Raw genomic sequence first — 12,051 nt, 5'->3', positions numbered from 1 at the left:
GATTTATAATGCCCTGTTGGCCCTGTTCTTTACATCCAATACCAAGAAGGAGCAGACGATATTGGGAACATTCAAATCCAAAATACTCATTTACAGTTTACTGCTGGGATCCTTCCCGACGATTCTTATCGGATTCTTCTCTTATTTCATCGCCGCCAAAGATGTAGAGGAGAAGGTAAATGAGGGAAATATGCATCTGTTGAACCAGACCCGGATGAGGGTCGAGCAAGTGCTCGATTCCATGCAAAGAACCGCCCTGCAGTTTGAGAACTCTTCGCTGCTGAAGTCTGTGATGGACAGCAAGTTAAGCGGACAGGATTTTATTAAGGTCCGGGAACTGATGAAGGAAATGTTTAACCTGCAGACCCAGACCATATTAAATCAGGTGTATGTCGTTAATTTGAAGCATGAATGGGTCGTGGATTTAAATTCCCTCAAGCCGCTGGAGGGCTTGAACAAAACCGAGTTCGAGCGGTATTTGGATACCAATGAAAGCATATTCTGGGCAGCGGGCTCGGGAGAAATCTTGAAAACCGCGAATCCGGTGGAGACAGATCATTGGAACAGCGCCGAACAAACGGCAACAACCCTTCGGCTGGTGCATAAAATACCGCTGCTGTCGAAGAACGCGTCGCCGTCAGGTATTCTGATTCTGCAAATCACTGCCAAAGATATCCGGAGCATGCTGGAGCCCGTCAATTTGCGGGCCGCCCAGTATATCCTGAACGAGCAGGGAGATGCATTCCTGTCGCCAGTTCAGGATCGTGAGGCTTACCGTTCGATCAACAGAGAGGTTTCGGCAAGGATTCAGCAGTCCGATCAGCTCCAAGGTGCATTCCACGCAGAGAGCGAAGGCAAAAAGGTGAGCGTGCTGTATGCCAAATCGGATTATAACGGGTGGACTTATGTATCTGTCGTATCGCTGGATAAAGTGACGGACCAGACGAAAAACATTGCACTGATTACAGCCGCCGCCTGTTTCGGGATTATTGTGACCGTGCTGATTGCTTCCTGGTTTGGCAGCCGGAGGATGTATTCTCCAATCCGCAGACTCCATGAGTTCGCTACGAACGTTCAGCCGCAGCAGGCCGATGACAATCGCAAAGATGAGTTTGAGTTCATTCGGGAGAGCCTGACCTCACTTGCGGTTTCCAGAAACGAACTGGACAAACAGATGAAATCCCAAACGGTCCATCTGCGGGAGTTCTATGTCCTGAAGCTGTTTACTGAACAAATGTCCGGAGCCGATGACAAGTATGCTTCCGAACGCTACGGGTTTCCCACGGGCTGGGGAAGTCTCGGGGTGCTGCAGCTTGAGCTGGATAACCTTCAGCAGTCGCGGTTTCAGGAACAGGACCGGGAGCTTCTTCTGTTTGCGGTAAGCAATATCGTCTCGGAAACCTTGCCGGAAGAAGCCCGCTTCAGTCCGATCGTGCTGAATCATTCCCAAGTGACGCTGCTGACCTGTAAAGAAGAGGATGCCGAAGCCGGGCAAGCTTTGTTCTCTGAGACCGCTCAGCACATCAAAGCCAAGGTTCAGGAATACCTCGGGCTTGAATGCAGCATCGGCATCAGCCACCCGTTTAAGCAGTTGTCCGATGCGAAGCGTGCCTATAAAGAAAGCAGCGCGGCACTCAAAATGCGGTTTATTCTCGGGTCGAATATCATCGTGCGCTATGCCGATATGGAGGATCAAGCCAGTGCGGAGAAGACGGTGTACACGAAATTAAGGCTGATTGAGGATCAGATGATGCTTGCCATGGAAGAGCGCCAGCTCGAGAAGGTGGAGCAGCAGTTTCAGCGTTATTTGGATGAATTGCTGTGCAAGGACGGGCTTTATCAAGAGCATCATTTATTGCTGCTGCAGCTCGCGTCCAAGACCGTAAGCATAGCCCAGGAGCAGGGGCTGTCGATGCAGCAATTATGGAATGGCGAAGAGGAGCTGAAGCATCTGTTCAGGCTGCAGACCCGAACCGAAATTGCGAGCTGGTTCCACTCCAGATTGTTTAAACCTGTGATCGGGATTCTGGAGGATATGGCGGATAAGCAATTCGTAAGCATTACCCGCCGAATCGTGGAGATCGTGCAAGAGCAGTATGATAAAGACATTTCACTCGAATACTGCGCGGCGGTCATGAATTTTAATCCGGCTTATATCAGCCGGGTATTTAAGAAAGAGATGGGTGTATCCTTCAGTGAATACTTAAGCGAGTACCGAATGAATATAGCCAAAAATTTGCTGGCCACGACCGAGATGAAGGTCTCGGAAATCGGCCGGAAAGTGAGCTACACGAATATTAGCGCCTTCATTCGTACGTTCCGTCGGACATTTGGGGTAACTCCCGGCCAGTACCGGGAGCAGCATAGTAAAGAGGGTTAGCTTGAGAATGAGCAGGTCGATCCGAAGATGAAGTCACACCCGGCTGCATGATGGCTCGATTTTGTGTAGCAACCATAACAAGAACTTATTGGAGCTGTTCCATCCGTAGAATGTTCTGCGGTGGAGCAGCTTTTTTTGCACCAAAAAGAACGCCCGTACGGCGCCATTACAAATATAGATTCGGAACCTTTTATTGCATGGCTAATGTAGATGGCGAAGTTCCGGCTCCTATCTGTATGTCATATGCGGCATATAGAAGGTGGAATACGGCATATGCAGGGAAATTGGTGAAATCCTGCAATTCTTGCTGGAAAGGCACTTACCGAGGGTTGGAGGGTGAAGTCATGAACGGAGTATAGCCGGACACGAGAGTGGTGACGGATAATAAATACATGAAAACGCATACAACCAACAAGAACGATGTTCAAACAGGCAATGCCCGTGCTTCCGAAGTGAGTTTTGTACGAGCTGGCTCAGGAAGTAACGCTTACAAAACTAAGCTTGTGCTTCCGAAGTGAGTTTTGTACGAGCTGGCTCAGGAAGTAACGCTTACAAAACTTTGAGGAGAGGTGCTATGAAATCAAATCAAGCTCCGGCCACAGCAGGCCCGCTAGTAAAGAGGGAACTGCGCCTGGAGAAAAGAAAGCTCTTACTAAGGGATCTGGTCAGGGACAGGTGGATGTATCTGATGCTGCTGCCAGGTGTGCTGTATTTTATCGTATTTAAATATGTGCCGATGTACGGGGTGACGATGGCTTTTCAGGATTACAAGCCGCATACCGGGTTCTTTGGCAGCCCGTGGGTCGGGTTCAAGCATTTCGAGCGCTTTTTCAGCGAACCGCAGTTTTGGATGCTTTTTCGAAACACCATCATTTTAGCTTTATATAATCTGATCTTCTTCTTTCCGCTGCCGATTATATTGGCGCTCATGCTGAATGAGCTGCGGCGGGAGCGCTTCAAAAGGTTTGTACAAACCTTGATCTATATCCCGCATTTTGTGTCCTGGGTTGTCGTTGTAGGTGTTTTCTATATATTGTTTACGACCGAGAACGGCATTCTGAATGAAATCATTTATCAGATAACGGGAGAGAAAATCGCATTCTTGCTGGAGAAGGATTGGTTCCGAACGATGATTGTTTCCCAGTCGATCTGGAAGGAAGTAGGCTGGGGCACCGTGATCTTTCTTGCCGCCCTTGCAGGCGTAGACCTGCAGCAGTATGAAGCCGCACGGATCGACGGAGCCGGACGCTGGCGCCAGCTGTGGCATATCACGCTGCCGGCCATCCGCAGCACGATCATCATTTTGTTGATTCTTCGTTTAGGCAACTTCCTGGACTCGGGCTTCGAGCAAATCTTCCTGATGATCACGCCGACCAACCGGGAAGTGAGTGAAGTGTTCGATACGTATGTATACACCAAAGGGATGACGCAGGCACAGTACAGTTACAGCGCAGCCGTCGGATTGTTTAAATCCTTTGTCGGATTGATTTTGGTTCTCGGTTCAAACTGGATGGCCAAGCGATTCGGGGAAGAAGGGGTGTACTAGAAGGATGCTGCGGATACGTTTTTAGAAATGACAGGAGGGAATAAACGTGCGTCAAGATCAAACCTGGGGCAATCGCTTATTTGACATCATTAACCATTCGATTTTATTCATCGTTGCGATCGTATGCGTTCTTCCATTCGTGTATGTGCTGGCGGTTTCCTTTGCCAGTCCGGCTGAAGTCGCCAAGGGCGGGTTGATTCTATGGCCCAAAGAATGGTCGCTCGTATCGTACCAATATATTTTCTCGTCCGACACACTGCCGCGAAGCTTGCTCGTTTCGATCTATATTACGGTAGTAGGAACACTGATCAACCTGGCGTTTACATCACTGATGGCTTATCCGTTGTCCAAGCCTCATCTCCGGGGCAGAAATCCCATCCTGCTCGGCGTATTGATCACGATGCTGTTTAGCGGGGGGATGATACCAACGTACTTCGTCGTAAACGGGTTGAATCTGACCAATACGCTGTGGTCCTTGATGATACCAAGTGCCATCAGTGCGTTTAACCTGATCGTGCTGAAGAATTTTTTTCAGCAAATTCCTGACGGGCTGGAGGATTCGGCTAAAATCGATGGCTGCAATGACTTGGGAGTTCTGATTCGAATTGTGCTTCCTTTGTCGCTGCCAGCGATGGCCACATTCGGTTTGTTTTACGCGGTTGCTCACTGGAACACGTTTTTCAATGCCATTCTATACATCAATGATAACGAGAAATGGCCGATTCAGGTCCTGCTTAGGGAAATCGTGATTTTGGCACAGAGCCGGGTAGGGGATTCCAGCTTCGACGAAATGGACGTGCAGCCATTAACGATTCGTATGGCGGTCATCGTATTTGCCACCGTGCCCATTCTGCTCGTGTATCCTTTTCTACAGAAGCATTTTGCGAAAGGCGTCATGCTGGGCTCTGTGAAAGGATAATCGGTTCGATGAGCCTTCTTCCCAGTAAGAGTCCGAGTTCAAAAAGTCTTCCCGGATTACTTCGTCATGGGAAGACGACGTTTTGAACTACCTCATAAGAGGGCTTCCAATAGAAATGAATATGATGGAGGGGTAATGATGAAGAAAAGATGGATGACAACGATTATGGCGATGCTGGCGGGAATGATGGTTGTAACGGCTTGCGGAGACAAAAGCGGCGGGAGCGAGGTCAATGGCGACGGACCTTATCCGCTCACCCTGGTGGTTAATCAGGTTGGGGAAATACCCGACCCGAAAAATCAGATGGAGGAAAAAATACGCGAATATACGAATACGGATCTGCGGATTCAGTGGATACCCTACTCTGCATACGACGAGAAGGTTAACGTCATGGTCGCTTCCAATGAGCTTCCGAAGCTGATCAAGCTGAACTATACGCCAACAACGATCAGCTCACTCGAAGCCGATCTGTTTTGGGACATCACATCCCATTTGAAAAATTACCCGAATTTGGCCGCGCAGCCGCAGGCCTATTACGACAACATCAGCGTGAACGGCAAAGTGTACGGCATCCCCCTGTTCCGGGACATGGGCCGGGCGATTGTCAGCTACCGCAAGGACTGGCTTGATGCAGCCGGCTTGAAGGAGCCTGTCACCCTGGATGATTGGTATGAAATTATCCGGTACAGCACGGAGGAGGATCCGGATGGCAACGGAAAAAGGGACACCTACGGAATGATGCTCGACAAAGGCTATAACCAGGGTACGGCATCGACATTGACCCGGCTTGCCGTCTCCCAGGGCGCACCTAATAAATGGGGCATCGACGAGCAAGGCAATTTCTATCCGGAGTTCGTATCCGAGCAGTTCTTCGAGGTCATGAAGCTGTTTAGAAGATTATATGAAGAGAAGCTGATCAATCAGGATTTCGCCGTGGTTGATTCCTCCGAGCTCAATAAGGTGTATGAATCGGGCCGCGCGAATATCCGGATCTCCGGCGGTAACGGTCAATCGCTGCAAACCAAGCTGGAGAAGGTCGTTCCGGAAGCCGTTGTCGACGTATCTCCGCTGCAAGGTCCCGAAGGCATTCGTGTTCCGGGGGAAAGCGGAAATACCGGCTTCCTGGCAATCCCGAAATCGACGGTCAAGTCTGAAGAAGAGCTGGCTAAAGTGCTGACCTTCGTTGACAAGCTGCTGGATCCCGAGATGGTCAATGTCATTAATAAAGGCATCGAAGGCGTACATTACAAAGTCGAAGGAGATTTTACCGTAACGATCGATGCGGAGAAGGACGCTCAAGAAGTCAAGCCTTATCGCGATACGTTTCCGCAACGGGGCGAATTGTACAACATGGAGAAGAAACCGAAAGGAACGGAGCTGTTTAACAAGAACAAACGAATCGTGTATGAGAATGAGAAATACATTGTGCCGAATCCGGCGCTCACCCTGAAATCAACGACTTACAATGAACGCGGCGGAGAGCTGGAGCAGATCATCACCGATGCGCAAACCAAGTTCATTATGGGGCAGATTGACGAGGCCGGCTGGAAGGCGGAAGTGGAGAAATGGAGGAAGAGCGGCGGAGATCAAATGGCAGCAGAATATAAAGAATCTTACACGAATCAAAAATAGCGGTCATTGCGCATGTAAACGAGAGACAAAGCTGGCAAGTAAAAGGAAGTGCCTCTGGCGTACTTGGCTGCTTTGTCTCTCACTACTTATAACTTGTATTCATGATCGATAGAACATTTCACACGGCTGGATAAAATGCAAATCAATCAATGCAACTTATATGGAGAGGCAAATTAGGAGCGCTCGGTTCATGGACTGTCCATTTTCGTTCCGACTAGCACGAGATCAAGATGATTCGTTCTAAGCGCGCCTGCCGGCTTGATTTGCAGCACAAGACCATCGCGGTCATAACGGCAGGTGAGGATAAACATCTGCTGCTGTTCAAGCAGCTGAATGTGAATCAAACAAGTCGACGAATCAGCCCATACAGCACCACAGGCGGAGGGAAGGCCGAAAAAAGGATCGGGACCGATATGCCAGTCGTTCATGGAGCATTTAACCTTGGAATACCCGGTTTCATGAACGAGGATGAGCTCACAATATTGCTCACTGAACGTAAAATGGCAACCTGTCCATCCATGCTCGTTAGCAGCTAGGCGATATTGCTGCCCCGAGACCTGCACGGGCGTACTGGAGATGGAGCTTCCTTCAGGCAGATGGAGCTTCAAAGCGCTTAGACGCTGCTGCATCCGCTGATAACCGGCATCATCAAAGGGGCAGGGCTCCTGCATATAAGGGACCAGATGGGTCCATACGCTATCGATGATTCCTTGGTGCTCATCCCGGTTCAGCATGGTGTTGGCCGTCGAGACAAAAACGGCGTCATGGTCTGGAATGACAAGGACGAATTGCCCGCCAGCGCCGAAAGCGCAGTAGGCTTGACGCCTGGTCCGCCAGAACTGGTATCCATACCCTCTTCGTCCTTCCAGCAGAATTCCGGCACTGGAGTTATCGACGACCTTGGACGTGCTTTGCTCTACCCAGCCCTCAGGGAGGATCCTCGTCCCATTCCACACCCCGTCCTGCAGATAGAGCTGACCGAATTTGGCCAGATCCTCCGTGGTGCAATAGGCTCCGCTGCCGCCCAGGTTAATTCCGAGCGGACAGGTCTCCCACTCGATATCCTGCATCCCAAGAGGCTGGAACAAGCGGGCATCGAGATAGTCATGCACGGTGGTCCCCGTGACCCGTTGGAGTATGGCGCACAGCGTATGTGTACCGGTTGTATCGTAGGCAAAGACGGTTCCCGGGGGATGACTCGGTGGCGTATGAAGATACTCGAACACGATGTCCCGGGCCTCTTTATTGGTTGATTTCCGGTGGACGGTTTGCATACTCAGCAGATGCCGGATGGTCATATCGGCTGTGTACGGGTGTACGGTCTCCGGCTGTTTATCCGGAAAAAAATGAATGACCTTGTCCTTCAGGGAGATCCGTCCTTCACCGATGGCAATGCCGACGGCAGCCGATGTCAAGCTCTTGCTGACGGAGAAGATCGGATGCCTTAAATCCTTGTGAAAAGGGGAGTAATAACCTTCGGCAGCCACTTTGCCATGCCGAAGCAGCATAAAGCTGTGCAGGTTCATATTCCTTTCCGTCATATCCTCCATATAACGGAGGATGGCGGAAGGAGGAATACCGACCTCCTCCGGACGAACTCGAGCCAGTGCAGTCATCATCATCAACCTTTCGTCTGATGGGATGTACCGGGAGTGAAGAACGGAAACCAACTGTCTTGGCCACTGAGCACTTGTTCGATGGTAAACCGTTTAGCCTCTGCCTCAGTGAGTTGTCTGGACCATGCAACCCGCAATGAGGGAGCTGCTCCTGGGCCGCGGCTGCCGAATTCGGCATAACGGGATGTTTCTTCACGATCCGGTTGGTTCCAGTTATGCCAGCCCTGCGGATGAACCGAGCCGTCCATCTCGGATCGGATGAACACCACATTGGCGTAAGCACGCCAAGGCCGGCCAAGGTATACGTTCTCAACACCGGGTGCTCCCGAGATTTTGCAATCGATAAAGACATAGCCGAACTCCGCTTCTTCCGGCGTATTGGCTGCGGTCAGGTAACCACCGGACCGCTTGCAGTGGATGGTGCACCGGTCGAATACGGCAGCTGCCGGCCCAAATATAAAATCGACATCGCCTTCGATATAACATTCGGCAAAGTAATGACGTCCGCCGGACACATAGAGCGTATCTTGATCACCTACGAGTTTTACATACCGAAAGGACACTCGGTCGGCATCGATAAAGGCAGCGACAGCCTGACCCGTGCCAGGACCGGAATCATTGCGGATGGTCAATTGTTCGGCGCTGAAATCATTGGCGTAGATATACAAGCTTCCACTGCGAAAGGTCCCGAGGGGTTGTCCATCTTCATCCAAGGTGTGGGCGTTATCAGAATAGGTAAGAATCGTTTCTTCAGGTCCTTCACCGATCATACGGATGGCTGGTTTCGATGAAGGAATGTTGATTTTCTCACGGTAAACGCCTTTTTTGATTTCGATGATGACAAGAGAATCGGACTGTTCAGGAATCGAGTCGATTGCAGATTGGACCGTCACGAAGTCGCCTTGCCCGCTTGGATCTACTGTGATTTTCATCGATGAACACGCTCCTTCTATGGATTTTGTATCTATGTTATCGAATTGCAGACTCCAATAAAAACAGCTCCGATGTTTAAATCGACTCATTCTTTGCCTTTTTTGCCGGATTTGAAATAACAGCTTCTTAGACTTGTTTTCTAGAGGGAAAGAAGACTGAGAATCAGAGCAAAAAATGCAAAATATGCGGATGATTCAGCATCAAATCCGGAATTTTTATCGTTTAAGTTTCTTTATAATGAAGCTTGAGATTAAAACTTCCAAGGATATTGAGGTGAGGCGGTTTTGAAGCAAGAGAACAAATGGTCCGTCCGGACGGCGGAAACCATTCTCCGTCAAGCGGACAGCGAGGGACTTCACCCGGAAATTGCCCGCCGGTGGGCGTATGTTCCCGGGATGATGCTCATGGCGATTGCCCGCACAGGGGATTTTTATAGCAAGGACGATTATTTTGATTTTATGAAGCGGCATATGGATCTGTTTGTCCAGGCGGATGGGGACATTCGGGGGTACAGGATCGAAGAATATAATCTGGACCAGATCAACCAGGGTAAAAATTTGTTTGCGCTAAGTGCCAGATTTCATGACTCCCGTTATGAAAAGGCTTCCCATACGCTGGCCGCCCAGCTGATCAGCCAGCCCAGAACGACGGACGGCGGTTTTTGGCACAAAAAAGTATACCCATTTCAGATGTGGCTGGATGGGCTCTATATGTCTTCGCCGTTTCTGGCGCAGTATGCCAAAATCTACAACCGTTCTGAATTGTTTGACGAAGTGGCTCATCAGCTTCTGCTGGTGGAGCGAAGAACCCGGGATTCCAAGACGAGCCTGCTATATCACGGATGGGATGAAGCGAAGGAACAGGTATGGGCCGATCCGGAAAGCGGGCGGTCCCCCCATTTTTGGAGCCGGGCCTTGGGCTGGTATGCGATGGCGCTTGTGGACAGTCTTGAATTTTTTCCGGTAGATCATCCGAAGCGAGGTACGATTATTGGCATATTCGAACGCCTAAGCCGGGCGCTGGCACGTTATCAGGAGAAAGAGAGTGGGCTGTGGTTCCAGGTGCTCGATCAGGGCTTCCGGGAAGGCAATTATCTTGAAACCTCCGGCTCCTCCATGTTTATATACGCTTTGGCCAAGGGCGCTCGGCTCCAGTATCTGGAACAGACTTCAAGACCTGTTGCGGAGCGGGCTTACGAAGGTTTGATTCAGCGGTTTGTTGAGGCTGGCAAAACCGGCGTGCATCTTCATTCCATATGTCATGGAGCGGGGCTCAGCGACGACCGTAACGGTTCTTACGAATATTACATCAGCGAAAAAGTGGTGTCGGACGCCCAGATTGGCGTAGCGCCTTTCATCCTTGCCAGTCTGGAAATGGAACGGTTAGCAGATTCGTGATAGGAGGAGGAACTAAATGATGCACTCATCGTCAACAATGCAAGCATTACAGAACAAACCGTGGTTGTCGGACCAGGGAGACGGAACGTTCGTGAACCCGGTTCTTCATGCGGATTATTCGGATCCGGATGTGATCCGGGTCGGGGAAGATTTCTATATGACGGCCTCCAGCTTCGGTCATCTGCCGGGACTGCCGGTTCTGCACTCGAAGGATTTGATTAACTGGAGAATTATTAATCATGTGCTGCCCCGGATGGAGCTGCCGGGCTATGACGTCCCTCAGCATGGGAACGGCGTCTGGGCTCTGGCCCTTCGGTTCCATGACGGCAAGTACTGGGTGTTCTATGGAGATCCGGATGTCGGCATCTTGATGAGCACAGCAAGGGACCCCGCAGGCAGTTGGACGCCTCTGCATCTGGTTCAAGAGGGGAAAGGCCTGATCGACCCGTGTCCGTTCTGGAACGATGACGGCAAGGCCTACCTAGTTCACGCGTTTGCCAAAAGCAGATGCGGGATCAAGCATCTTCTAAGAATGTGCCGGATGTCCCCGGACGGAAAGCGACTCTTGGATGAAGGTCAGATCGTCTTCGACGGGACCGAACGTCATCCGACGATGGAAGGGCCGAAGATGTATAAACGGAACGATTTTTACTATATCTTTGCCCCTGCCGGGGGAGTATCGACGGGGTGGCAGACCGTGCTTCGGTCAACCTCGGTCTTTGGCCCCTATGAGGACAAAATCGTACTGCATCAAGGCGATAGCCCGATTAACGGCCCGCATCAAGGCGGCTGGGTAGAGCTCGCTTCGGGCGAATGCTGGTTCATGCATTTTCAAGACAAAGGGGCATACGGGCGAATCACTCATCTGCAGCCGATGCGCTGGGTCGATGATTGGCCGCAGATCGGTATCGATGCGAATGGGGACGGGATCGGCGAACCGGTTCTGCGTTATCCGAAGCCAAACGTAGGCGGGGAACACAGGATTGAGGCACCGGACGATTCAGACGAGTTCGAAGACGCTCAGCTTGGCCTTCAGTGGCAGTGGCAGGCCAATCCAGATCCGGCCTGGTATGCATTCGTGAAGGAAAGCCATTTGCGATTATTCGCCTTCCCGGTGCCGGAGAACCAGCCTTCGCGCACGATCTACGATGCTCCTCACTTGCTGATGCAGAAATTCCCGGCGGAAGTATTTCATGCGGAAACCAAACTGGATGGAGCGGCACTAAAGCCCGGTGAACGGGCGGGCTTGATCGTTTTCGGACGAACATTCGCTTATGCGGCCATCCAGATGAAGGCTGACGGCTCCGGCATGGAAATCATCCAGGCCCAAGGGAACGGCTCGAAGGAGAAGGTGGTGTGGTCCGACGGATTGGATGAAGGGACGGTAACGATTCGGGTGACCGTTCATCCCGGTGCTCAATGCTGCTTCGATTATGCCGCTGCTGACGGTCCTTTCATGCCGTGTGGAGATAAGGAGTTCGAAGCCGAAAAGGGTCACTGGGTTGGAGCCAAGATCGGATTGTTCGCGGCAAGTGCGGAAGAACAAGCTGACAGAGGGTATGCGGATATCGACTGGTTTAGGGTTGGAAGTGGAGAGAGATAGAAAGAGAAGCTTGCGGGGCTGCTCC

The 12,051-nt window shown here is 51.0% G+C and carries 8 protein-coding genes; 6 read left to right on the top strand and 2 right to left on the bottom strand.

Translation table 11 applies throughout. The annotated features are described in order from the left end of the window. Nucleotides 1–61: 61 nt before the first annotated feature. The 4 genes from ACQKPA_RS06855 to ACQKPA_RS06840 all read left to right on the top strand — a co-directional run bounded on the left by ACQKPA_RS06855 (nucleotide 62) and on the right by ACQKPA_RS06840 (nucleotide 6,477). Nucleotides 62–2,380: a helix-turn-helix domain-containing protein gene (locus ACQKPA_RS06855; RefSeq protein ID WP_427490636.1), complete on the top strand. Its 2,319-nt coding sequence runs from the start codon at nucleotides 62–64 to the stop codon at nucleotides 2,378–2,380. Between the two features lie 574 nt (nucleotides 2,381–2,954). Beyond that, entirely contained in the window at nucleotides 2,955–3,926 is a 972-nt protein-coding gene (locus tag ACQKPA_RS06850) for an ABC transporter permease (protein ID WP_427490634.1), read from the top strand. A 46-nt stretch (nucleotides 3,927–3,972) separates the two neighbouring features. Then, complete coding sequence (locus ACQKPA_RS06845; protein WP_194542446.1) at nucleotides 3,973–4,845, top strand: carbohydrate ABC transporter permease; 873 nt, start codon at nucleotides 3,973–3,975, stop codon at nucleotides 4,843–4,845. Nucleotides 4,846–4,983: 138 nt separating this feature from the next. Further along, nucleotides 4,984–6,477, top strand: a complete 1,494-nt coding sequence (locus tag ACQKPA_RS06840; RefSeq protein WP_427491692.1) for an extracellular solute-binding protein — start codon at nucleotides 4,984–4,986, stop codon at nucleotides 6,475–6,477. A gap of 188 nt (nucleotides 6,478–6,665) precedes the next feature. On the opposite strand, the gene ACQKPA_RS06835 is transcribed toward ACQKPA_RS06840, so the two are convergent. Together ACQKPA_RS06835 and ACQKPA_RS06830 are read right to left on the bottom strand one after the other, a co-directional pair. Next, nucleotides 6,666–8,099: a serine hydrolase domain-containing protein gene (locus ACQKPA_RS06835; RefSeq protein WP_427490632.1), complete on the bottom strand. Its 1,434-nt coding sequence runs from the start codon at nucleotides 8,097–8,099 to the stop codon at nucleotides 6,666–6,668. After that, the gene (locus ACQKPA_RS06830; RefSeq protein ID WP_427490630.1) at nucleotides 8,099–9,025 is read right to left on the bottom strand and encodes a pectinesterase family protein; all 927 of its coding nucleotides are present in this window, start codon (nucleotides 9,023–9,025) and stop codon (nucleotides 8,099–8,101) included. The genes ACQKPA_RS06835 and ACQKPA_RS06830 overlap by 1 nt, the downstream gene beginning before the upstream one ends. Nucleotides 9,026–9,310: 285 nt before the next feature. Here ACQKPA_RS06830 and ACQKPA_RS06825 point away from each other — a divergent pair, with 285 nt between their 5' ends. Together ACQKPA_RS06825 and ACQKPA_RS06820 are read left to right on the top strand one after the other, a co-directional pair. After that, a complete protein-coding gene (locus tag ACQKPA_RS06825; protein ID WP_427490628.1) occupies nucleotides 9,311–10,423 on the top strand; it encodes a glycoside hydrolase family 88/105 protein in 1,113 nt (370 codons plus the stop codon). A 16-nt stretch (nucleotides 10,424–10,439) separates the two neighbouring features. Beyond that, nucleotides 10,440–12,026 carry a glycoside hydrolase family 43 protein gene (locus ACQKPA_RS06820; protein WP_427490626.1) on the top strand — a complete coding sequence of 529 codons (1,587 nt, stop codon included), beginning with the start codon at nucleotides 10,440–10,442 and terminating at the stop codon, nucleotides 12,024–12,026. Nucleotides 12,027–12,051: the final 25 nt, after the last annotated feature.

It is taken from the genome of Paenibacillus sp. NPDC093718, from assembly GCF_050279985.1.
Taxonomy (GTDB): Bacteria; Bacillota; Bacilli; order Paenibacillales; family Paenibacillaceae; genus Paenibacillus_AQ.
Note: the sequence above shows the minus strand (reverse complement) of the source record. Positions and strands in the feature narration are given on the sequence as shown.

Bases quoted from the DNA above. Each gene is read 5' to 3' on its own strand.
- ACQKPA_RS06830 (WP_427490630.1), bottom strand. From the start codon at position 9,025: ATGAAAATCACAGTAGATCCAAGCGGGCAAGGCGACTTCGTGACGGTC.
- ACQKPA_RS06850 (WP_427490634.1), top strand. From the start codon at position 2,955: ATGAAATCAAATCAAGCTCCGGCCACAGCAGGCCCGCTAGTAAAGAGG.
- ACQKPA_RS06820 (WP_427490626.1), top strand. From the start codon at position 10,440: ATGATGCACTCATCGTCAACAATGCAAGCATTACAGAACAAACCGTGG.
- ACQKPA_RS06835 (WP_427490632.1), bottom strand. From the start codon at position 8,099: ATGATGATGACTGCACTGGCTCGAGTTCGTCCGGAGGAGGTCGGTATT.
- ACQKPA_RS06840 (WP_427491692.1), top strand. From the start codon at position 4,984: ATGAAGAAAAGATGGATGACAACGATTATGGCGATGCTGGCGGGAATG.